This is a genomic window from Ideonella flava, assembly GCF_051857595.1.
Classification (GTDB): domain Bacteria; phylum Pseudomonadota; class Gammaproteobacteria; order Burkholderiales; family Burkholderiaceae_C; genus Ideonella.
In genome coordinates, this window is the sequence record NZ_JBPZHD010000002.1 from 476,703 (window position 1) to 498,838 (window position 22,136).

Sequence of the window (22,136 nt, forward strand, 5' to 3'; positions counted from 1 at the left end):
GCGCCGCGGGTGATCGAGGCGGAGTTTTGCGCCGGCGCCGCCCAACCACAATCAGTCGATAGTGGTCAGTCCTCAAGCGCAGCTTGATAATCCGGCGATGCCCCTGACCCGCCTGACCCTGCGGCAGATCGAAGCCTTCGTCCTCGTGGCGGAGGTGCGCAGCTTCAGCGCCGCGGCGGGCAGGCTCGGCCTGAGCGTCCAGGCGGTCAGCCAGCTGGTGGCCGAGCTGGAGGCGACCGTCGGCTTTCGCCTGCTGGAGCGCACGACCCGCCGCGTGGACCTGAGCAACGCGGGCAAGGACTACCTGCCGGCGGCCAAGACCGTGCTGCGGCACGTCCAGGCGGCGGAGGTCGCGGCGGACGATCTGCGCAACCGGGCGTCCGGCCTGGTGCGCGTCGGCGCCCCGCTGGTGCTGGCCGCGACGGCGGTGCCGACGGCCGTCCACCGCTATGCGGAGCAGCTTCCTCAGGTGGTGGTGCGCGTGCGGGACGTGGCTGTGGACAGGCTCGTCGACACCGTCGCCTCCGGGGACATCGACATCGCGGTGGGGCCGGACAGGGCGCCCGGCGCCAACGACTCTTCGCAGCCGCTGTTCGACAGCCCCTGGGTGCTCTGGTGCGCGCCCCAGCACCCGTTGGCGGGGCGCCGGAAGGTCCGCTGGGCGGACCTGCGCGAGATGCCCCTCGTCGCGGCCGGGCGCGACCATGAGCTGGGCGTGGCGCCGATGCGACCGAGCACGCCGGAGGACGAAAGGGTGACGCCGGTGGACGTCGTCGACAACGTCACCACCGCGTTCGGGATCGCCGCCCAAGGGCGCGTGGCCATGCTGGCCCCGGCCTACGTGCGCGTGCTGGCGTCGACCTTCGGTCTCGTCATGGTGCGCGTCGTGGAGCCGGAGACGGTGCGAAAGGTCTGCCTCTACCGGCCCGTCGGTCGCTCGCTGTCGCCGGCCGCCGAAGGCTTCGCGGCCTTCCTGGCCGAGCAGCTCGCGTCCTGGGCGAGCAGCCGCAAGCGATCGTCCCTGCGGCCCGCTGCCAGCGCGTCGGCGGGCTGAGCAGCCCGGCCTTCAGGCCGCCTCGACCCTCGCGCAATAGTTCTCGATCGTGCGCTTCCATGCCGGGCGGGCCAGGCAGCGATCGCGGTAGCCGGCCACGCGGGCGTAGGGCTCGATCAGGCTCCGGTCCTTCACGACCCCCAGCACGTGCGCCATCAGGATGTCCGCCACGGTGAAACTGTCCGTAGCGATGAAGTCGCGGCCTTCGAGCCAGCGGTCCAGGTTGCCCAGGTGCCGGCGGGCCCAGCCGAGCACGAACTGGCGGTACTTCTGGCCGCCGTCGTCCTGGACCCAGTCGAGCATCTGCAGGCTCATGAGCGGCAGTTCGAGCGAATTCATGGCGGCGAAGCACCACCGCAGCACCTGCGATTCGCCGGCGAGATCGCCGGGGATCAGCCGGCCGCTCTTCTTCGCCAGATAGACCACGATGGCCGCCGACTCCGACAGCCGCAGCCCTTCGTCATCGATGGCGGGGATCTGCTCGAAAGGGCTGAGCTCGCGATACGCGGGCGTGTTCAGGTCGTGGGCGGGGTGGTCCATGCCGGCCAGCTCGAAGGGCAGCTGCATCTCCTCGAGTGCCCACAGCACCCGCAGGTCCCGCGTGTTGCCCCTGGCTCCTGCATTGACCTTCGAGAATCCATAGACCTTCAACATGCTGCTGCACCCTTTGCCGACGCTGAGGATCCGCGGCGTCGCTCGCCCGGCCGCGATGGCGGCAGGGGATCGGACCACGAATCCCGCGACCGATCAACCGTGTCCATGGCGGCGTCTGTACAGCGTCGGTTCGCGCGATCACTTATCCCAGGTTCTCCAGCACGAACTGCACGTCCCCCAGCGCGCGCTCGGCGAAGCCGCCCTCGCAATAGCAGAGGTAGAAGTCCCACATCCGCAGGAACGCCTCGGGGTATCCGAGGGCGCGGACCTGGGCGTGGTGGCGGTGCAGGTTGGCGCGCCACTCGGCCAGGGTGCGGGCGTAGTGGGGGCCGATGTCGACCAGGCCGGTGATGCGCAGGCCCGGCGAGCGCGCCACCGACGAGGCCAGCGCCGACACCGAGGGGATGCAGCAGCCGGGAAAGATGTGACGCTTGATGAAATCCACCGAATCGCGCGCGCTTTCGTACTGCTGGTCGGCGATGGTGATGGACTGCAGCAGCATCTTGCCGCCGGGCGCCAGCAGCGCGGCGCAGCGGGCGAAGAAGGTGTCGAAGTACTGGTGGCCTATGGCCTCGATCATCTCGATCGAGACGAGTTTGTCGTACCGGCCCTCCAGGTCGCGGTAATCCTGCAACAGCACGGTGATGCGGTCGGCCAGGCCGGCCGCCTGGATGCGCTCGGTCGCCAGCGCGTGCTGCTCGCGCGAGATGGTCGTCGTGGTCACCCGGCAGCCGTGGTGGCGGGCGGCATGCATCGCGAAGCCGCCCCAGCCGGTGCCGATTTCGAGCACGTGGTCGCCGGGCCCGAGCGCGAGTTCGCGGCACACGCGTTCGAGCTTGGCCACCGAGGCCTGTTCCAGCGTCATGCCCTCGTGCTCGAACCAGGCGCACGAGTACATCATCGTGGGGTCGAGGAAGAGGGCGAAGAAGTCGTTGCCGATGTCGTAGTGCGCGCCGATGTTGCGCCGGCTGCCCGCGCGGGTGTTGCGCGCCGCGGCATGCAGCAGGCGGCGCAGCGGCTCGGCCAGGCGCGCCGTGCCGCCATCCACTGCGTCCAGCACGTGGCGGTTGACGAGCAGGATGCGCACCAGCGCCGTCAGGTCGTCCACGTCCCAGTCGCCCGCCATGTAGGACTCTCCCGCGCCCACCGAGCCGCCGAAGGCGATCTCCGCGTAGCAGCGGGGCCGGCGCACGTGCAGCGTGCAGGCCAGCGGGCAGCGCGCGCTGCGCTGGCCGAAGCGCTCGCGCCGCGCGCCATCGACGAGCGTCAGTTCGCCGTGCTCCAGGCGCGCCAGCCGGCCGCGCAGCAGGCGCTCGGCCAGGCCGTCGAACAGGCCCGCGCGGTCCGCGCCGACGGGCCCGGCGGCGCTGCGTCGCACCCGCTCGGCCAGGGTGGTGGTCTCGCTCATCGTCATCCTCCTTGTGAACGGGTGGGGGCCACGCCCGCGGCGCGAGGGGCCGGGTGGTCATGGACCGGCGTGCGCTTGAGCCACAGCCGCAGGGCCTGCCAATGGATGGCCGCGATCACCTGCAGCGTCATCCAGGGAAAGCGGAGCAGCGCCCCGGCGAGGGACGCGGCGCTGATAGGCACGCGGTGCAGACGCAAGGTCGCCGAGAACAAGGGCGCTGCAGCGTCCTCGCCTGTGGTGCGTCGCAAGGCCATCGCCACGTCGAGCGCTTCGCCCGGGTGGCCGAGGTGCCAGGCGTAGCGCAGCTCCATTGGATGGAACGGCGACACGTGCATCGCCTTGTCGGTGTGCGCCCTCACCGCGCCACCGGCTTGCGCGGCACCCGGCAGCACGTAGCAGTGGCGCTCGCCCCACGGCGTGTTGTTGACCTCGGCCACCACCGCCTCGATCCGCTCGCCGCCGGCATCGAGGCAGTAGAAGAAGCTGACCGGGTTGAAGACGTAGCCCCAGTAGCGCAGGTGGGTGAGCAGGCGGATGGGGCCGGTCGGGCGGGTGCCCGTCTGCTCCTGCACCAGCCGCCGCACCGATTCGTCCAGGCTCAGCGCGGGGTCGCCGAAATGGTCGCGCCGGTCGAAGCGGGCGGGCGCCCGCCGCGTGGTGGACCACAGCCAGCGCCCGGCGAACACCCGGTCGAGCTCGGCCAGGTCCAGGCAGACCATGAACAGCCGGTAGCGGAAGGCGTGCGGCCGCGGCGCGAAGCGCCGATGCTCAAGCCACCCGCTGTAGATCGCGCTTTGCATGCTGGCCTTCTTCGAAGCGGCGCAGCGCCATCAGGGCACTGACGACGCCGTCCTCGTGGAAACCGTAGCGCCAGTAGGCGCCGCAGTAGTGGGTGCGGCGCACGCCGCTGATCTCGTGGTGGCGCCGCTGGGCGGCGATGCCTGCCGGGGTGAAGACCGGATGCTCGTAGACCATCGTCTTCAGCACGCAACGCGGGTCTATGCGCTCCAGCGCGTTCAGGCTGACCTGCAGGGGCTGATGGGTCGCCAGGCCCTGCAGGATGTTCATCTGGTAGGTCAGGGCCACCCGCCCGGCGGTGGGCCGGGCCGGCACGTGGTAGTTCCACGCCGCCCAGGCGCGGCGGGTGCGTGGCAGCAGCGACGTGTCGGTGTGCAGCACCGCCTCGTTGCGCTGGGTGGGCAGGGCGCCGAGGATCTCCCGCTCCTCGCGCGAGGCATCGGCCAGGGTGCGCAGCGCCTGGCCGGCATGGCAGGCCATGAAGACGTGGTCGAAGTGCTGCGGGGGCCGGCCTTGCGCCTGCACCAGCACGCCATCGGGCTGGCGGCGGATGCGCTCGACGGGGCAGTTCAGGTGGATGCGGTCGCGCCAGGGCGCCACCAGCCGCTCCACGTAGCGCGCCGAGCCGCCGGTGACCACGCGCCAGACCGGCCGGTCGTCGACGGTGAGCATGCCGTGGTTGTGCATGAAGCGCACCAGGAAGCGCGCCGGGAAGCCCATCATCAGCACCGGGTCGGTGGACCAGATCGAGGCCGCCATGGGGACGAGGTAGTCGTCGATGAAGGGCCGGCGGTAACGCCCTTCGGCGAGGAAGTCGCCCAGCGCGATTTCGCGGGCATCTTCGCCGTCTTCGAGCAGGCGCGGGGCCTCCCGGTGGAAGCGCAGGATGTCGGCCAGCATGCCGAGGAACGAGGGCCTCAGCACGTTGCGGCGCTGGGCGAACAAGGTGTTCAGCGAGGTGCCGTTGTATTCGAGTCCGCTGCCTTCGTTGCGCACCGAGAAGCTCATCGAGCTGGCCTGCGAGGCCACGCCCAGCTCCTGCAGCAGGGCCACGAAGTTCGGGTAGGTGCGGTCGTTGAAGACGATGAAGCCGGTGTCCACCTGGTGGACCTCGCCGCCCATCTCGATGCGGTGGGTGTGGGTGTGGCCGCCGATGTGGTCGCCCGCCTCGAAGACGGTGATGTCATGCTGCTTGTGCAGGTGGTGGGCGACCACGTTGCCCGCGATGCCGCTGCCGACGATGGCGATCTTCATGGCGTTTCCTCCCTTTGCGCACGGTCGCGCACCCCCGCGGGCACGCCGCGCAGGTCGTGCACCAGGCCCAGCGCTTCGAGCAGCCGCAGGCCGTAGTAGCTCAGGTCGATTTCCCACCAGTAGAGGCCCTGGCGCGCCGAGCCGGGGAAGCGATGGTGGTTGTTGTGCCACCCTTCGCCGAAGGTCGGCAGCGCCAGCCAGGCGTTGTTGCGCGAAGCATCGGCCGTGGCAAAGCGGCGCCGGCCCCAGCGGTGGGCGACCGAGTTGATGCTGAAGGTGGCGTGGTAGAGCAGCACGGTCGACACGCAGAAGCCCCAGGCCACGAGCTGCAGGCCACTCGTGCCCAGTGAAGGCATGAAGCGCTCGGCCATCGCGCCGCCGGCATAGAGCAGGGCGCACAGCAGCAGCGGCACCAGCGCATCCCAGCGGTCCAGGAAGCGCAGTTCCGGCAGCGAGGCACAGGCGGGCAGGCGATCGTGGCGGGGCGCGAAGTTGCCGCGCGCCATGAACCAGCCGAAGTGGCTCCACGCCAGGCCGTGCTGCAGGGCCGAGTGGCTGTCCTGCTCGCGGTCGGCATGGACGTGGTGATGGCGATGGTGCGAGGCCCACCACAGCGGTCCGCGCTGCGCCGCGGCCGCGCCTATCACGGCGAACATGAACTGCACGGCGCGCGAGGTGCGGAAGGCCTGGTGAGAGAAATAGCGGTGGTAGAACGCGGTGATGGCGAACATGCGCAGCCCGTAGAGCAGCGCGGCCACGGCGAGGGCGGTGGCGCTGATGCCGGTGAAGGGGGCGGCCACCGCGCCGAGGTGGATCAGCACGAACGGCACCTGGCGCAACGGGTCGATTCGGCGGGCGTCGTCGCCGACTTCCACCGCGGCGGCGCGGCCGTCGAACCAGGCGCGCAGGTCCTGCCACATTCGCGAGCGAGCAGTCATGACCTGGGCCTCCCCGGGATGAAGGCATTGGTGCGGCGCACGTACTCGGCATAGGCCGGGCGGCGCAGGCCGATGTCCTTCTCCAGCAGCGTGACGCCCGACACGCGCAGCAGCAGCCAGGTCATCAGCAGCGGCGAGACGATGGTCCACGCCGCGCCGCCCGCCGCCGCCATGGCCCACAGGCCCCACCACATCAGGCATTCGCCGAAGTAGTTGGGATGGCGCGAGTAGCGCCACAGGCCCTGGTCCATCACGCGGCCCCGCTGCGATGCATCCGCCTTGAAGCGGGCGAGCTGGGCGTCGGCGGTGGCTTCGATGGCCAGGCCGGCGGTGGCCAGGGCGAGGCCCAGCAGGTCCATCGTGCTCCACGGTTCCGTGCTCGCGGCGGCGGCCGCGACCGGCGCCGCCACCACAAAGCCGAGCACGACCTGCAGGGCGAAGACCAGGTACAGGCTCTTCAGCGCGAAGTGGGGCGAATGGCGCGCGCGCATCGCCTGGTAGCGATGGTCTTCGGGCTGGCCGCGGTGGCGCCACGCGATGTGCGCCGACAGGCGCAACGCCCAGGCCAGCACCACGGCGGTCACCGCCCAGCCGCGTGGCGTCATCGGAGCGAACTGCCAGGCGACGACGCAGGCCGGCAGCGCCACCAGCCAGCCCCAGGCGATGTCGACCAGGCTCACGTCGCGCCGCGCCACGCTGGCCAGCCACACCAGCAGCGCCAGCCCGGCCGACAGCGCGAGCCCGCGCCACGAGGCCTCGATGAACAGGCTCGTGCTCATCGCCTGCCCTCCGGCAGCCCGCGCCGCGCCAGGTGCAACAGCAGGGGCGTGGCGATGGCCCAGCCGACCGCCAGGCCGGCCAGGGCGGGCCCCCGCTCGACGAAGTTGATCGCGCCCAGGCGCTCGCCGCCCAGGTAGGCCAGCGGCCCGCCGAGCGCGCCCAGCAGCGCGGCCAGCGGCAGCCGCCCATGCAGCCAGCGCAGCGGCCCGCACAGCAGGGTGGCGAACAGCGCCCATTGCGCGACGATCCAGGCCGGGGGCCCTGCCGTCTGCATCGCGTGGTCGGCGTAGACCACCCAGCCGCTGCGCGCCAGGGCGCCATCGAACACCAGGCCCAGCACGATGGCCACGCCCAGCAGCGCCAGCTCGTGACGACGCCAGGCGCTCATCCACAGGTTCAGGGCGATCGCCGCGGCGACCACCGCCATGCCGAGGGGGGCCTCGCCTCTCGCCGCGCCGAACACGCCGGCGAACCAGGCCGCCTCGAACAGCACGAGGTGGCCCACGGTCCGCACGGGGCTGGACGGCAGGTCCAGGGCCAGCGGCCTCATTCGCGCGGCTCGAAGAGGTAGTGGCTCACCCACCACGCCTGGCCGCGCTCGTGGCCGAAGAGCTCGGCGCAGGCCATGAAGAACAGGCGCCAGCGCATCCACCACAGGCCCGCCTGCTCGCTGCCGTAGCAGCGCTCGAGGGCCGGCCAGGCCTGATCGCGGTGGGCATCCATGTTGGCCAGCCACGCCTCGGCGGTGCGGGCGTAGTGGGTGCCATCCCAGCGCCAGCGCTCGACGGCTCGCAGGTCGTCCTGGAAGCGCAGCGCGAGATCGTCGCTCGGCATCATTCCGCCGGAGAAGAAGTGGCGCGCCATCCAGTCGTTCGCATCCCGCTCGACGAAGGCATAGGGCGCCGACCGGTGCGCGAAGACATGCATGAAGAAGCGCCCGTCGGGCAGCAGCCAGCGGCGCACGCGGCGCAGCGCCTCGGGCCAGTTGCGCAGGTGCTCGAACATCTCCACCGACACGATGCGGTCGAAGCGCTGCGGGGTGTCGAAGGCGTTGATGTCGGCCGTCACCACGGTGACGTTGTCGAGGCCGCGCCGGTGGGCTTCGGCCTCGATGTAGGCGCGCTGCGAGGACGAGTTGGACAAGGCGGTGATGTGGCTGGCGCGGTAGCGCTCGGCCATCCACAGCGTCAGCGAGCCCCAGCCGCAGCCGAGCTCCAGCACGCGCTGGCCGTCGGCCAGGCAGGCGCGCTGGCAGGTGGCGGCCAGCGCCGCGGCCTCGGCCGCATCCAGGTCCGCGATCCCCGGGCCCCACCAGGCCGAGCTGTACTTGCGGTGGCGGCCCAGCACCGCGCCGAAGAACTCCGGCGGCAGCTCGTAGTGCTGCTCGTTGGCCTTGTGCGGCAACAGCGCGAGCGGCGAGTGGCGCATCGCGCTCACGAAGTCCTCGGCACGCGCCGCGATGCCCTGCGCGCCGCCGGCGTCCAGCTCCTCCTGGCGCTCGCGCACCAGGCGCCGGATGCCGGCACGCACCATGACATCCGGCACGACGCCGCGTTCGGTACAGGCCCAGGCCAGTCGAGAAAGGCTCACGTTCGGTCTCCTCCAAGGTTCCCGGCGAGTTGTACGCAGGCCGCCTATAGATGGATCACTCGCGCCTATCGTTTCGCGCCCCGTGATCCAATCCGCCGGGATCGCCGTAGAAGCCGCATGGACATCGCGCGACGACCCGTGCCGGCCGGCTGCCCACCCCCAGGGCGGCGGCTGACCAGTCTTTCCGTGGTGCAGCGCACCCCCGATGCCGCCCTGATGCCGACCAGCGACGAACTGACGACCCTGCTCCAGGCCGTGGCCGGCCAGGCCGACCGGCCGGCGTTCGCCGTGCTGTTCAAGCATTTCGCGCCGCGGGTGAAGTCCTACCTGATGCGCTCGGGCACGCCGGCCGAGCAGGCCGAGGAGCTGGCGCAGGAGACGCTGGCCTGCGTGTGGCGCAAGGCGGCGAGCTTCGACCCGAGCCGCGCCCAGGTCTCGACCTGGGTCTTCAGGATCGCGCGCAACCTCAGCATCGACAGCCACCGGCACCAGGGCGGCGCGGACCAGGTCGACCTCGACATCGACGAACTGCTCGACGACCAGGCGGCGGCCGAAGCAGGGCCCGACGAATGCGCCAGCGCCGCGCAGCGCGAGCAGGGCGTGCGCTGGGCCCTGACGCAGTTGCCGGCCGAACAGATCGCCGTGCTGCGGCTGTCGTTCTATGAAGACCAGCCCCATGCACGCATCGCCGACGAGCTCGGCATCCCGCTGGGCACCGTCAAGTCGCGCATCCGCTTGGCCGCAGGGCAGTTGCGCCGCCTGCTGGACGCATTCAGACCATGATCCACCACCACCCCGACGAAGAGCTGCTGCTGGCGCATGCCGGCGGCCACCTGGGCCGTGGCGCCGCCCTGCTGGTCGACGTCCACCTCGAAGGCTGCCTCCATTGCCGTGGCCGCCTGCAGCAGTACGAAGCCCTGGGCGGCGCGCTGCTGGAAGGCGAAGAGCCCGCGCTGATGGAGCCGGACGCCCTGGCCCGCACCCTGGCCCGGATCGACAGCACCCCGCCCCCGCCGGCGCGGGCACCGCAGCCTCGGCGGCCCGCCGCGCCGATCGACTGGCCCGCCGGCGTGCCGTGGCCTCGGGCGCTGGAGCGCTGCGATGTCTCGCGCTGGAGCTGGATGGGCCCGGGCATGCGCTGGACCCGCCTGACGCTGCGCGAGGATCCGGCTGCGCGCCTGTTCCTGCTGCGCATCGGTGCCGGCCGCAGCCTGGCGCGACACACGCACAGCGCCAACGAGTTGACGCAGGTGCTGTGCGGCGCCTTCGACGATGGCCGCGCCATCTTTGCATCGGGCGATTTCGACAGCGCGGATGGGCTCATCCATCACCAGCCTGCCGTGCTGCCGGGCAGCGAATGCATTTGCCTGGCGTCTGTCGAAGGGCCGTTGCGCTTCGATGGCCGCATCGCTGCCTTCGTCGGCGGCCTGATCGGGATGTGAGCGGGCGGGCGCTCAGCGGGCCCGCGTGAGCCACCAGCGCCCGATGGCCGCGGCGGCAGCGGTCGCGAAGGCGCCCCAGGCCAGGTCGGCCAGGGTCACGTGCCAGGGCCAGCCGCGAAGCGTGGCCTGGTTGGTGAGGTCGTAGGTGGCGTAGGCGACGAGGCCGAAGAGCGCGCCACGCCCGGCGGCGGCGCCGATGGCAGGAGCCCTCCCGGGCGCCAGCACCACGAACCACGCCACGCCGGTGAAGTACAGCAGGTAGAAGGCCAACGCCGCCAGCGGGTCGAAGCTCTCGGCCATCAGCTCGCCCAGCGCCGGCCGGTACAGCCGCGAAGCCATGGTCGACAGCCAGACGGCGTCCAGGGCGAGGAAGGGCAGGGCGGTGCCGGCCCACGCGCGCAGGAAGCGGCGCAGGTCCAGGGATGGCGGCGAAGTCAGGTCGGTGGTGTTCATGGTCGTGTCGTCGCGGTGGCGGGCAGGCGGTAGCTCAGGCGCTTGCCGCTGACGGTGGTGTCCAGGCCGATCCAGCGGCCTTCGGTGCTGTACCAGAGGTCGATCGGCGCGCCGGCGCCGGCCAGGCGCCAGCCCTGCGCGCTCACCGCGCCGCCTTCGACGTCGATCTCGCGCGAGGGCAGGGGCGAGAAGCTGACGCGCTCGAAGCGGCCGGTCTGCGGGTTGAGCAGCTGGCTGCGGGCGCGCAGGGCAGGGTTCCAGTAGGCGAAGCTCATCGCACAGCCGGCCGCGGAGTCTGGCCGCTCGCCGTTCGCAGCGCCTTCGGTGGAGGTGCGAACCTCGAAGCGATCCCCCTGGCGCTCGCCCTGCACCTGCGTGCGCTTGCCGTCGTCGGTGCTCGCCGACAGGGCGGCCAGGCAATCGCCCTCCCAGCGCTCCTCGGCGAGGTGTCGGTAGCGGTAGATCGGCACGCCGAGCAGCGTGACGCGGAACTCGGCGTCGCTGACCAGGCGGCGCGGGCCCGCGCCACCGCCTTCGAGCGAGAAGCGGTGCTCGCCTATCGGCTTGCCATCGAGCGCCGCCGTGAACCGCCATTCGGTCGACGGCCCCAAGGCTCGCGCCGGCGGCGTTTCGATGCCCATCGCCGGCGCAGCGGCGGCCGTGAGGGCCGCCAGCAGGCAGCCCGCGGTGCTTTTGGCAGTGAACGTCCTTTGCATCAACGCTTTTACGCGGCCGGTGCCGGGCCGGATCACCGCGACGCCAAGGAACGTCCGGCGACCCGGGCTACGAGCCGGCGGCCGGCTTGACGAACTTCAGGATGAACTCGTCCTTGGGCTGCGGCGGGTCGGGTGTTTCCTTGTCTCGCGGATCCGCCGGATTGCGCAGGAACTCGCCCGAGGCCACCAACTTGAAGCCTGCAGCTTCGACCTCGCTGCGCAGGAACGCCTCCTCGATCCTGTGCAGCGTGGTGGACTCCGAGATGCCGGTGCCGGGGCGCCCGGAATGGTCGGCGATGACGTAGAGGCCGCCCGGCTTGAGGGCCTGGAAGATGCTGCGATTCATCTGCGCGCGGCCTGCGCCGAGAAACCCGAGGTCGTGGTAGTTGAACATCAGGGTCACCAGGTCGAGCTGGCCCTGCGCGAGCGCCGCCGGCACCGGATCGGTCAGGGGCTGCAGCGCCACGGCGATCGGGGCGGCCGCCACCTGGGCACTGCGCAGGCGCTCGGCACGCTCGGCCACGGCCGCTCCCGGCGGGCGCGCGCCGGCGGGAGCGGAGCTGGCCGGGTCGCGCGGCCGGGCCTGGCCATGGACCATGCCGCCCGGCCCGATGGCCCGGGCCAGCAGCTCCGTCGTGTAGCCGCCCCCGGCCACCACGTCGAGCGCCACCATGCCAGGCCGCACCCCGATGAAGGCCAGGATCTGCGCGGGCTTGCGCCGGACGTCGTTCTCCCTGTCGGCCGCGCTGCGATCCGGGCTCGCGACGATCGCGTCGATCTGCGACATCGTCAAGGGCGCGGGCGACTTTGCTGCCGGCGCCAGGCTGCAGGCGCCGACGGCGCCCACCAGGCCGGCGCAGGCCGCGGCTTTCACCAGGCGGAGATCGAAGAGCTTCATGGGCTTCCCGTGAGAGTGGGCGCGGGGCACGTCGCCACCGCGGCGCTGACGATAGCCGTGTTCGTCGGCGAGCGCACCTGGGCGCCGGACGGGTCGCCGCACCCGCAGCGACGAGGGCTTCGCCGCATGGCGCGCGGCTTCGTCGTGATCTGGATCAAGAGGTGGCGGGGCCGGCGTGGCCTCCCTCCGACATGGCCGCGTCAAATCAGTGGGCAGCTCGACCTGCACTGCGTATCAGGGGGCCCGCCGGTCCCCTCTGTGAGGCAGCGGCGCCCCCGCGAAGCCGCTTTGCAATGGCCTGCGCAGGGCAGGCGCACCGCCATACAGCCACCCGTCAGGAGTCCTCATGGTCACCAAGCACCGCTTCGTCCACCGGGTCCGGACCGACCTCCGGCACATCGGCCTGCTGGCCCTCGCCGTGGCCTGCGGCCCTGCGCTGGCCGCGCGTCCGCCCATCGACCTGGGCGGGCTGCCGGGCGGCACCTATTCGTCGGCGCGTGTCATCAATGCCAGGGGCGAGATCATGGGCCTGGCGACCGACCCGCAGACCTTCGCCTACCTGCAGGTGATGTGGGTTGGCGGCGACATCAGCGTCCGCTCCGAGTGCTGTGGTGCGGGCCTGGGCGTGCCTCGGGCCCTCAACAGGAAGCGCGAAGCGGCCGGCTATGCCGACGAAGGCTACGAGGACGGGCATTGGTACTGGAACGCCGACGGCGTGCCCACGCGCCTGCCGGGCCTGCCCGGCGGCATCGACCGCGGATCGGCCTACGACATCAACGACGCCGGCCAGATCGTCGGCTACAGCGTCGACACGAACCTGCGCCGGCATGCCGTGGTCTGGAAGCGCACGACCTTGGCGAGGGACTTGAGCGACGAGCTGGGCGGGACGAACAGCGCGGCCACCGGCATCAACAACGCCGGCGACATCGTCGGCGATGCGGATGGCATCGTCTTCGTGCGGCGCAACGGGGTCATCGAAAGACTGGGTCCCGGCACGGCCCTCGACATCAACGACAGCGGCCTGATCGCCGGCTATGCACCGGGTCGGGTCCCCGTGCTGTGGCGCAACGGCGTGCGCGAGTACCTGCCCGGCCTGGACGGCCCCGTGGCCTACGGTCACACCATCACCAGCCTCAACAACGCCGGCGATCTGGTCGGCTTCACCTTTCCCAAGACCGGCCCCCTCTACAACACGGCGGTGCTCTGGCGAAACGGCCGCGCCATCGACCTGGGCCGCTACCCCGGCGGCACCGTCAGCGCCGCTTACGGCATCAACGACAAGGGCCAGATCGTCGGCGAAGGCAACGTCGAGCCGGGCGGGCCCATGCACGCGCTGCGCTGGACGGTCAAGGCCGGCGCGGCGCCGGTGGTCGAACTCGCCCAGGACTGAATCACCCGCGGGCCTCGCAGGCCGCGCTCACTGAAGGACACCCACGATGAAGATCCCGACGCGGCTTCTGGCCACGCTGGCGGCCCTGGCCGTCTCTCCGGCCGTCTGGAGCGCAGCGGGCACGCTGAGCCTCGAAGACCGCGTGGCCTGCCAGCGCGCCGTCGAGCAGGTGTACTGGCGCCACCGGACGGCCTCGTCCGATGCGACGCCGCGCCTGCCCTTCGAACAGGCCCTGCCCGAAGCCCTGTTGCGCCGCAGGGCCGAGGACGTGGTGCTCAAGTCAGCCGCGCTCAGCCAGCGGTGGCACACCGAGATCACCGCCCATCAGCTGCAGGCGGAGCTGGACCGCATGGCCCGCTCCAGCCAAGCGCCCCAGGTGCTGGCGGAGTTGTTCGCCGCGCTCGGCAACGACGCCCTGCTGGCCGCCGAGTGCATCGCCCGGCCGCTGCTGGCGGACCGCCTGATCCAGTCCTACTTCGCCTCGGACGACCGGCTCCACGGCGCCCTGCGGCGCCAGGCGCGCCGGGAGATGGCCGCGGGCCGGCCGGTCTCGGCCGAGCAGCGCGAGACGGTCCTGGTGCACGACCGGGCCGCCGCCTTGGCTACGCCTGGCGCGCTGCTGCTCTCGCCCGAGGCCTTCGACGAACGCGTCAAGGCCCTGCGGCTGGCAGAGGGCGGGCCCGGCGGCGCGCCGAGGCTGGGCCGGTTCGGGCCCCTGCGCGAGGACGCCCGCCGCGTCTACGCCCTCGCGATCGACCGGCTCGATGCCGACAGCGTCCACGTTCGCAGCGTCGCCTGGCCGAAGATGGATTTCGACCACTGGTGGGCCGGCCAGCGCCGGAGCCTGCCGACCCGGTTCGTGCAGCCCTCGGCCGCCTATCGCCTGCCCGCCTTGGCGCCCGATGCCAACTGCCGCGACGACAGCTGGAAGCCCACGCTGGCCGGACTGGATGGCCGCTACGAACACACGGCCGTGTGGACCGGCAGCGAGATGATCGTCTGGGGCGGCATGGAGGCGGTGGGCTTCGTCTACAACGACGGCAGCCGCTACAACCCCGCCACCGACACCTGGTCGCCGGTGAGCGGTGTCGGCGCACCGGGCCCGCGCCACGCCCACTCGGCGGCATGGACGGGCAGCGAGATGCTCGTCTTCGGCGGCGACGGCACGCCCTCGGGCGGCCGCTACGACCCGGTCACCGACACCTGGCGTGCCACCTCGATCGCCGGCGCGCCCATCGGTCAGCAGTGGGCCGCTTCGGTCTGGACCGGCAAGGAGTTCATCGTCTGGGGCGGCATCCTCGGCTCGCCCGTGGACACCGGTGGACGCTACAACCCGAAGACGGATACCTGGCAGCCCCTGCCGCAGTCGCCGCTGGCGCCGCGTGCCTACATGCAGGGCGCCTGGACCGGCAGCGAGATGCTGATCTGGTCCGGCTACGACGTGACTCGTGGCCAGCTGTTCCGCGACGGGGCCCGCTTCAATCCCCGGACGGGCACCTGGAAGCCCATGTCCACCCTGGGCGCACCCCAGGCCACCTACTGGAACACGGCGGTCTGGACCGGGCAGCAGATGGTGACCTGGGGCGGCGTGATGGGCGATGCCGGCAACGGGCGCTATGAGCCGGCCTCCGACACCTGGAGCACGGTCGCCACGGCCGGTGCGCCAGCCTGGCGCTACCAGCACAACGCGGTGTGGACGGGCACGGAGATGCTGGTCCATGGCGGTTGGCCCTCGCGCGCGGCGGGTGGACGGTACAACCCGGCGAGCGACAGCTGGTCGCTGATGAGCACGGTGAACGGGCCCACGACCGGCCAGGCCAGCACGATGGTGTGGACGGGCGACGAGGCGTTGCTGTGGGGGGGCCTGGACGAGGATTTCGCCTTCCGGGCCGACGGTGCGCGCTACAGCCCCGCCAACGATCAATGGCGACCGATGAGCACGATGAACGTGCCGGGCGCGCGTGCCATGCACTCGGCCGAGTGGACCGGCGCCGAGATGGTGTTGTGGGGTGGCTACGGGTATGCGCTGACCGACACGGGCGCGCGCTTCGACCCGGCGACCAACAGCTGGTCGCCCATCAGCACCGTGGGACAGCCGGCCCCCCGGGCCAGCGCGACCTCGGTGTGGACCGGCCAGGAGATCATCTTCTGGGGCGCCGGCCCGGGCGATCCTTTCACGCCGGATTCCGGCGGCCGCTACGACCCGGCCACCGACAGCTGGAAGGCCATGTCACGGAACAACGCGCCGCTCGTCACCTATGGCCACAGCGCCGTGTGGACCGGCAGCGAGATGATCACCTTCGGCGGCATCAGCTCCAACGAGGGGGCCAAGCGCTACCACCCGGCCACCAACAAGTGGACCAATGCCACCATGACCCGGGACCCGGGCCACCGCGACCACCACGGGGCGGTCTGGACCGGCAGCGAGATGATCATCTGGGGCGGCTCGATCGACAGCGGCGAGCTGGGCCCTCGAGGGGGCCGCTACAACCCCGCCACCAACACCTGGGTGCAGATCGACAAGTCGGCCGGACAGCCGGAGGCTCGCATGTGGCCGGTGTCGGTGTGGACCGGCAGCGAAGCGGTCTTCTGGGGGGGCTACGACCAGCTCTACGTCCGCTACTTCAACGATGGCGGGCGCTACGACCCGCTGACCGGCCAATGGAGCGCCACCTCGCTGAACGGAGCGCCCACGCCGCGCGTGGCCCAAGGCGTGTGGACCGGCTCGGAAATGGTCGTCTGGGGTGGCGACAACCAGCCCACCGGCGGCCGCCTGCACCTGGCCACCAACCAGTGGGCGCCCACGAGCACCCTGCGGGCCCCCGCGGCCCTGTGGGGCGGCCGATGGTCCACGGTCTGGACCGGCACGCAGATGATCGTCTGGGGCGGCTTCGGGCCGACGCAGAAGGGCGGGCTGTACTGCCTGTCCGGCCAGGCCAACCTGGCACCCCTGGCGGTGGCCGACGCCTACGGCACCCGGGCCGGCAAGCGCCTGACCGTGGGAGCGGACTCGGGCGTGCTGAGCAACGACAGCGACGGCAACGACGATCCGCTGAGCGCCCGGCTGGTCAGCAGCCCGGCGCATGGCAGCCTGCAGTTCAATCCCAACGGCTCGTTCAGCTATGTGCCGACGCCGGGCTACACCGGCGTCGACAAGTTCCGCTACGTCGCCAACGACGACCTGCTGGACAGCGCTGCGGTGACGGTGAAGATCAAGGTGAGGTGACTTCCATGCGCCACGCTGCCCAGCGAGGGTGATGCCAGCGGCCTTCGCAGCGGCTGATGCGCCGGCCAGGTCGGCACGGATGGACTTCGACATCCGGCAAGCGCAGTATCGCCTTCGCACCAGGGATGGCTGACTCGGCGAAGGCCTTCGATGGCCGGCAGGAGAAGGACATGGACGCTCTCTCCACGCGCATCTCGGCGGCCGCTCGGCGCCCGCGCTTGTCCACGATCGCCGCCTTGGCCATCGTGCTGGCCTGCCCGGCGGGGCGCGGCGTCGAATCCACGAGCGGCGCGGGCTATGACCCGCTGCTCAGCCAACCGGGCAATGTGTGCGCGCCGGCCCTGGCCGGACGACCGCCGCTGCTTCGGCACCTGATCCTGGCGCAGACCGAGACCAAGCCCTTCAAGCCGCAGCCGATGCAGGCCGCGGGCGGCGAGGTGCCCCTGTACGACAACCTGGGCAAGCTGTCCTTCAAGGTGGGGACGGGCAACGCGAAGGCGCAGGCCTACTTCGACCAGGGCATCCGCTGGGCCTTCGCCTTCAACCACGCCGAGGCGCAGCGCGCCTTCCAGGCGGCGCAAAAGGCGGATCCGAAACTGGCCATGGCCTGGTGGGGCGAGGCGCTGGTGCTCGGGCCGAACATCAACGCGCCGATGATGCCCGAGGCGGTGGCGCCGGCCCTGGCCGCGCTGGCCAAGGCCGTCGAGCTGGCGCCCGGCGCGCCGGCGAAGGATCGTGCTCTGATCGCGGCCCTGCAGAAGCGCTACTCGGCGGACCCGAAGGCCGAGCGCGCCCCGCTCGACGCGGCCTATGCCGACGCGATGAAGTCGGTGGCCGCGAAGTATCCGGCCGACGACACCATCCTCACGCTCTATGCCGAGTCCGTGATGGACACGCAGGCCTGGGACTATTGGGAGGCGGGCGGCGCCAAGCCGAAGGGTCGCGCTGCCGAGCTGCTCGCGGCGCTCGAGAAGGTGCTGGCGCGCAATCCGAACCATCCGGGAGCGGTGCACCTCTACATCCACGCCGTCGAGGCTTCCACCAAGCCGGAACGCGCGCTGCCACACGCGCGGCGGCTCGCCGAGATGATGCCGGGTGCGGGCCACGTCGTGCACATGCCGGCCCACATCTACTACCGCGTCGGCCTGTACAAGGAGTCGCTGGAGATCAACAAGCGCGCGATGGCCGTCGACGAGCAGTACTTCAAGACCTCGCCCTCGGACCCGATGTACAAGTCGGCCTACTACCCGCACAACATCCACTTCGTGCTGGTGTCGGCGCAGATGGGCGGCGACGGTCCCACGGCGATCGAGGCAGCGGGCAAGCTCGATGCATCGCTTTCCGACGCCGCGGTCGCTCAGCTCGCGGTCCTGGAGCCGGTCAAGGCGGCGCCCTACCTGGTCCACGCGCTTTTCAGCCCACCCGAGGCGATCCTCGCCTTGAAGACACCACCGAAGGAACAGGTGGTGGTGTCCGCGTTGGCGCACTACGCGCGAGCGCTCGCCTTGGCGGTGAAGAAGGACGCGGCCGGTGCCCAGCGCGAGATCGACGCCATCGCCGCGATCGAGCAGAAGGCCGATTTCAAGCCCTACACCGACTGGGCCGTGCCCGGCAAGGAGATCGTGCAGACCGCTCGCCTGGTCGCGAGCGCGCGCCTGGCCGACGCGCAGGGCGATCTCGCCGCAGCGGCGAAGGCCTACGAGGAGGCGATCGCGGTCGAGGATTCGCTCGCCTACATGGAGCCTCCCTACTGGTACTACCCGATCCGTCAGTCGCTGGGCTCGGTCTACCTGCGGCAGGGCAAGCTCGACGCGGCCGAGAAGGCGCTGCGTGATTCCTTAGCCCGCGTGCGCAGCAACGGCTGGGCGCTGGCCGGCCTGGCGGAGGTCTACAAGCGCAAGGGCGATGCCAAGGCCGAGGCCACGGCGCGCAAGGCCTACGCGCAGGCCTGGCTAGGGGGTGCGGCGCCGGACATTGCGCGGCTATAAGGCTCCACAGCGTCAGGAGCCCGCGACGCTATCGGCGCGCGAGCGTGGCCGCCTCCCGCGTCGCGCTGTGTTCCGGGCCCAGGGCGTCGGCCAACTCCGCGGCCGCGCGATCTGCCGCAGCGCGGGCTTCCTCGGCCTTGCCTTGCGCTGCCAGGGCGCGGGCGAGTTCGAGATAGGCCTGGCCGTGCAGCGTGGAGCGTCCGGTAGGAGGCGCGCGACGAACGGCTTCGGCGATCGCGGCGCGGGCAGCGGCCTCGGCCTGCACGGGCCGGCCCGCCATGTTGTGCGCGCGTGCTCGCAGCCAGAGGCTGTCCCATCGCAAGAGCAGCAGCTCAGGGCCGGCGTCAATCTCGTCGAGCGCCGCGATCGCACGATCCGCATCGTGCTTGGCCAACAGCGCGTTGGCCAGCGCCACGCGGTTGATGAGGTCGACCACGGGTTCTTCCTTGCCCCGGTTCTCGGCAAGATCCCGCTCGAGCACGGCGACCGCAGCGTCGGCATCGCCCCGCAGCTGGTACGTTGCCGCCACGAAGTTCCAGGCCCGCGGAAAGATCGGGACGAGGTGACCGTCACGCAACTGCTCGCTCTCCAGCCATCGCAGCGCTTCGTCCCTTCGATCCAGGTCCAGCAGCATCAGCGCCTTGAGCATCGTCATGAGGGGCGACGAGGCAGCCGATTTGCCACCGGGCCGGGCCAGCTCGGCCGCTTGTGCCACGAAGGCGAGCGCCTCGCGCGGCCGCCCCATGCGCCAGCGAAAGACGGCGCGCCAATCCAGGTCCTGCACCATCTTGATGGAGTGATCGCGCCCGGCAGCCCGCATGATCTCCGCCACTTGCGAGTAGGCCTGGTCGGCCGCGTACGGCCGCCCGAGTTCGTTGAGCAGGATGCCCCTGCCGCGCTGGTACGCGGCGGCCAGCATGCGTCGTTGCAGGGCCGGGGCGGCCTCGAACGAAGCATCGAGGTCGCGCAGGGCCTCGGCGTAATGGCCGGTGTCACGCAGGTGGGAGGCCCGGTGGAACAGGCATTTGGAACGCACGCCGCGGCTGCCTTCCCCCGCGGGCAGGATTTCCAGGCCGCGGTTGATCCGCGCCATGGACTGGGCATCGGACATTTCTCCCTCCGGCCCGCACCAGGCCTGCGCGCGCACGACGGGGTCGTCGACCTGCTGCGCCGCCGCCTGGATGGCCTCGACATTGCGCCGCATGGCGCCGTCGCGGCCCAGCGTGACGTTGAGGTTGTGGAACAGGGCATTCAACTGCACGAGCACTTCGGGCGCGTCGTAGAAGACCTGCTCGGCGCGGCGCTGCGCGAGCTCTATTCGATCGCCCGGGGCCGGCGGACGCCCGGGCTCGTCGATCTGTCCGAGCTCCTCCTCCAGGAAACTGGCCACCGCCTCGGTCGTCACCCGCTGCCGCGTCGCCAGGTCGCGTTCGCGCTCGGCCTCGCGGCGCTGCTGCTCGGCCACGCCCGCGGCGGTGACGACGGCCAGCAGCGCACCCGCCGCCAGTGCGACGCCCGCCTTGTGCCGGCCGACGAAGCGGCTCGCGCGGTAGGCCCACGAATCCGGCCGGGCGCTCACGGTCTGCCCCTCGAGATGTCGGCGCAGGTCGTCGGCGAAGGCGGCGGCGGTCGCATAGCGCTCGCCTGGTTCGTGGCGCAGGGCCTTGACGAGGATGTTGTCGAGGTCGCCCGCCAGTCCGTGCGCCAGCCGGGCCGGCGTGGTGTCTCGCGCTGAGGCTGCAGCCTGCAGCGCGTCGCTGCCACGGCGGGCGGGATCGACGACCACGCGGCTGGCCAGAGGCAACTCGTCCGTGCCCGGCGCGTGACGACCCTGAGCATCCACGCGCGGGTGCTGGCCGGTGAGCAGGACGTACAGCAGCAGGCCCAGCGCATAGACGTCGGTCGCCGTCGTCACCGTCTCGCCGCGGGCCTGTTCAGGGGCCGCATAGTGCGGGGTCAGCACGCGCCCGCCCTCGCGGGTGAGCTCGGTCGCTTCGCCCGGCGTGTCTTCGGCGTCCAGCAGCTTGGCGATGCCGAAGTCGAGCAGCTTGACCTTGCCCTGGCCGTCTACCAGCACGTTGCCCGGCTTCAGGTCGCGGTGCACGACAAGCTGCGCATGCGCATGCTGCACCGCCTGCAGTACCTGGTCGAAAAGTTCGACGCGAGCGCGAAGGCCCAGCCTGCGCTCGTCGCACCACGCGTCGATGCGCTCGCCCGCCACGTGCTCCAGCACGAGATAGGGCTGGCCGTCGTCGGTCAGGCCCGCGTCGACCAGCCGCGCGATGTGCGGATGCGACAGCCGCGCCAGGATCGCGCCCTCGCGGCGGAAGCGCGCCGCCAGCGAGCGCTGGATCAGGCCCGCATGCAACAGCTTGACGGCGGCCCGGCCCTCGAATCGGCCGTCGCTGCGCTCGGCCAGCCAGACGGTGCCCATGCCGCCCTCGCCGAGCGGCTCGATCAGGGTGTAGCCGCCGATGCGCCGGCCGGCCAGGGCCTGCAGGGCGACCGCCGGCGCGGCGTCCTGCAGGAGTCGCGCCGCCGCGCCCGCGGTGCCGCCTTCCAGCAGGGCGCGCAATTCGGCGGCGGTCCCGGCCTCGCGCTCGGCCAGCGCGTCGAGCCAGGCGGCGCGTTCGCCTGGCGGCAGATCGAGGACCTGGTCGAGCCAGGGGCTCAGCCGTTGCCAGGTTTCGGGGTCGAGGGTCATGTCCGGGCGAGGATCGGTTGACGTGCGGGCGGCGGCCCAGTGCAGGGCCCGTCCCCTGGAACAGCGGGAGCGCGAGGCGAAACCCGACATCCGGGCCGAACGATGGCCATGGCCCCGCGGCTCAATCCTGGATCGTGTTCTGCAGCCACAGGCGCGCCTTCTCCCAGTCGCGCTGCACCGTCCGCTCGGAAACCTCGCGCAGCGTGGCGATCTCGCCGAAGGTCAGGCCGCAGAAGAACTTGAGGTCGACCAGTTCGGCCAGCCGGGGCTCCACCCGCGCCAGCGCATCGAGCGACTCGCTGATGGCCTCGAGCGGCTCCACCCAAGGCGCCTGCTCGGCGATGCTCGTGTCGAGCTCGGTGAAATGCAGGTGGCCGCCGCGCTTGCTGGCCTGGCGGCGCCGCACGTGGTCTATGACCAGGCTGCGCATGGCCCGCGCGGCATAGGCCATGAACCTGGCCTTGTCAGGGAAGGTGGCCCCCTCGCCGCCGGCCAGGCTGAGATAGGCCTCGTGCAGCAGCGTCGTCGCCCCCAGGGTCAACGCGCCGCTGCTCAGGCGGACTTCGCGCCGGGCCAGCCGGTGCAGCTCGTCGTACAGCGCGGCGAACAGGGCCGAGCGCGCGGTGGCGTCGCCTTGCTGCGTGGCCGCCATCAGCTCCTTGATCGTCGCCATGCGGGGGCCCATCCTCGGCGGCGAGCATCGCGCGCGGGGCCGGCATGCGCAAGCGCTTGTCGTGTTCCGGCCGGCGATTGCGCTTGCCAGGAGTGAAGACGATGGCGCCTGCGCGGCCTTCGCTTCCTGCGCCGGGTTCGGGCCCGGCGTGGCTTCGCTGGCACCTTTAC

General features: G+C 71.5%; 19 protein-coding genes. 6 read left to right on the forward strand and 13 right to left on the reverse strand.

What is annotated here, in order from left to right:
* The first annotated feature begins 97 nt into the window (after nucleotides 1-97).
* Nucleotides 98-1,054: a LysR family transcriptional regulator gene (locus tag ACS5PM_RS05880; RefSeq protein WP_439386466.1), complete on the forward strand. Its 957-nt coding sequence runs from the start codon at nucleotides 98-100 to the stop codon at nucleotides 1,052-1,054.
* Between the two features lie 12 nt (nucleotides 1,055-1,066).
* On the opposite strand, the gene ACS5PM_RS05885 is transcribed toward ACS5PM_RS05880, so the two are convergent.
* From ACS5PM_RS05885 to ACS5PM_RS05920, 8 genes are all read right to left on the reverse strand, one after another.
* Nucleotides 1,067-1,708, reverse strand: a complete 642-nt coding sequence (locus ACS5PM_RS05885) for a glutathione S-transferase family protein (protein ID WP_439386468.1) — start codon at nucleotides 1,706-1,708, stop codon at nucleotides 1,067-1,069.
* Nucleotides 1,709-1,850: 142 nt separating this feature from the next.
* Nucleotides 1,851-3,116 (reverse strand): class I SAM-dependent methyltransferase, encoded by a 1,266-nt coding sequence (locus ACS5PM_RS05890; RefSeq protein ID WP_439386470.1) that lies wholly within the window; start codon nucleotides 3,114-3,116, stop codon nucleotides 1,851-1,853.
* A gap of 2 nt (nucleotides 3,117-3,118) precedes the next feature.
* A complete protein-coding gene (locus tag ACS5PM_RS05895) occupies nucleotides 3,119-3,916 on the reverse strand; it encodes a DUF1365 domain-containing protein (RefSeq protein ID WP_439386472.1) in 798 nt (265 codons plus the stop codon).
* Nucleotides 3,885-5,168 carry an NAD(P)/FAD-dependent oxidoreductase gene (locus ACS5PM_RS05900; protein ID WP_439386474.1) on the reverse strand — a complete coding sequence of 428 codons (1,284 nt, stop codon included), beginning with the start codon at nucleotides 5,166-5,168 and terminating at the stop codon, nucleotides 3,885-3,887. The genes ACS5PM_RS05895 and ACS5PM_RS05900 overlap by 32 nt, the downstream gene beginning before the upstream one ends.
* Nucleotides 5,165-6,106 carry an acyl-CoA desaturase gene (locus tag ACS5PM_RS05905; protein WP_439386476.1) on the reverse strand — a complete coding sequence of 314 codons (942 nt, stop codon included), beginning with the start codon at nucleotides 6,104-6,106 and terminating at the stop codon, nucleotides 5,165-5,167. Before ACS5PM_RS05905 ends, ACS5PM_RS05900 begins: the two co-directional genes overlap by 4 nt.
* Entirely contained in the window at nucleotides 6,103-6,885 is a 783-nt protein-coding gene (locus ACS5PM_RS05910; RefSeq protein WP_439386478.1) for a DUF1295 domain-containing protein, read from the reverse strand. Before ACS5PM_RS05910 ends, ACS5PM_RS05905 begins: the two co-directional genes overlap by 4 nt.
* Nucleotides 6,882-7,436, reverse strand: a complete 555-nt coding sequence (locus ACS5PM_RS05915; RefSeq protein WP_439386480.1) for a DUF2878 domain-containing protein — start codon at nucleotides 7,434-7,436, stop codon at nucleotides 6,882-6,884. The genes ACS5PM_RS05910 and ACS5PM_RS05915 overlap by 4 nt, the downstream gene beginning before the upstream one ends.
* A complete protein-coding gene (locus tag ACS5PM_RS05920) occupies nucleotides 7,433-8,476 on the reverse strand; it encodes an SAM-dependent methyltransferase (RefSeq protein WP_439386483.1) in 1,044 nt (347 codons plus the stop codon). The genes ACS5PM_RS05915 and ACS5PM_RS05920 overlap by 4 nt, the downstream gene beginning before the upstream one ends.
* Before the next feature lie 117 nt (nucleotides 8,477-8,593).
* Here ACS5PM_RS05920 and ACS5PM_RS05925 point away from each other — a divergent pair, with 117 nt between their 5' ends.
* Both ACS5PM_RS05925 and ACS5PM_RS05930 read left to right on the forward strand, forming a co-directional pair.
* Entirely contained in the window at nucleotides 8,594-9,259 is a 666-nt protein-coding gene (locus ACS5PM_RS05925; protein ID WP_439386485.1) for a sigma-70 family RNA polymerase sigma factor, read from the forward strand.
* On the forward strand, nucleotides 9,256-9,918 hold the full coding sequence (locus ACS5PM_RS05930; RefSeq protein WP_439386487.1) for a ChrR family anti-sigma-E factor: 663 nt from the start codon (nucleotides 9,256-9,258) through the stop codon (nucleotides 9,916-9,918). Before ACS5PM_RS05925 ends, ACS5PM_RS05930 begins: the two co-directional genes overlap by 4 nt.
* A gap of 12 nt (nucleotides 9,919-9,930) precedes the next feature.
* On the opposite strand, the gene ACS5PM_RS05935 is transcribed toward ACS5PM_RS05930, so the two are convergent.
* From ACS5PM_RS05935 to ACS5PM_RS05945, 3 genes are all read right to left on the reverse strand, one after another.
* Complete coding sequence (locus ACS5PM_RS05935; RefSeq protein ID WP_439386489.1) at nucleotides 9,931-10,371, reverse strand: DUF2177 family protein; 441 nt, start codon at nucleotides 10,369-10,371, stop codon at nucleotides 9,931-9,933.
* Nucleotides 10,368-11,087, reverse strand: a complete 720-nt coding sequence (locus tag ACS5PM_RS05940; RefSeq protein WP_439386491.1) for a DUF6134 family protein — start codon at nucleotides 11,085-11,087, stop codon at nucleotides 10,368-10,370. Before ACS5PM_RS05940 ends, ACS5PM_RS05935 begins: the two co-directional genes overlap by 4 nt.
* Nucleotides 11,088-11,154: 67 nt before the next feature.
* Nucleotides 11,155-11,985, reverse strand: coding sequence for a class I SAM-dependent methyltransferase (locus ACS5PM_RS05945; RefSeq protein WP_439386493.1), 831 nt, complete (start codon nucleotides 11,983-11,985; stop codon nucleotides 11,155-11,157).
* 346 nt (nucleotides 11,986-12,331) lie between these two features.
* Between ACS5PM_RS05945 and ACS5PM_RS05950 the strand changes: the two genes are divergently transcribed.
* The 3 genes from ACS5PM_RS05950 to ACS5PM_RS05960 all read left to right on the forward strand — a co-directional run bounded on the left by ACS5PM_RS05950 (nucleotide 12,332) and on the right by ACS5PM_RS05960 (nucleotide 18,589).
* Nucleotides 12,332-13,375, forward strand: coding sequence for a hypothetical protein (locus ACS5PM_RS05950; protein ID WP_439386495.1), 1,044 nt, complete (start codon nucleotides 12,332-12,334; stop codon nucleotides 13,373-13,375).
* 46 nt (nucleotides 13,376-13,421) lie between these two features.
* Nucleotides 13,422-16,601 (forward strand): Kelch repeat-containing protein, encoded by a 3,180-nt coding sequence (locus ACS5PM_RS05955; protein ID WP_439386497.1) that lies wholly within the window; start codon nucleotides 13,422-13,424, stop codon nucleotides 16,599-16,601.
* 170 nt (nucleotides 16,602-16,771) lie between these two features.
* Complete coding sequence (locus ACS5PM_RS05960) at nucleotides 16,772-18,589, forward strand: tetratricopeptide repeat protein (protein ID WP_439386500.1); 1,818 nt, start codon at nucleotides 16,772-16,774, stop codon at nucleotides 18,587-18,589.
* Between the two features lie 28 nt (nucleotides 18,590-18,617).
* On the opposite strand, the gene ACS5PM_RS05965 is transcribed toward ACS5PM_RS05960, so the two are convergent.
* Both ACS5PM_RS05965 and ACS5PM_RS05970 read right to left on the reverse strand, forming a co-directional pair.
* Entirely contained in the window at nucleotides 18,618-21,293 is a 2,676-nt protein-coding gene (locus ACS5PM_RS05965) for a protein kinase domain-containing protein (RefSeq protein WP_439386502.1), read from the reverse strand.
* A gap of 121 nt (nucleotides 21,294-21,414) precedes the next feature.
* Nucleotides 21,415-21,966 carry an ECF-type sigma factor gene (locus ACS5PM_RS05970; RefSeq protein ID WP_439386504.1) on the reverse strand — a complete coding sequence of 184 codons (552 nt, stop codon included), beginning with the start codon at nucleotides 21,964-21,966 and terminating at the stop codon, nucleotides 21,415-21,417.
* Between the last annotated feature and the right edge of the window lie 170 nt (nucleotides 21,967-22,136).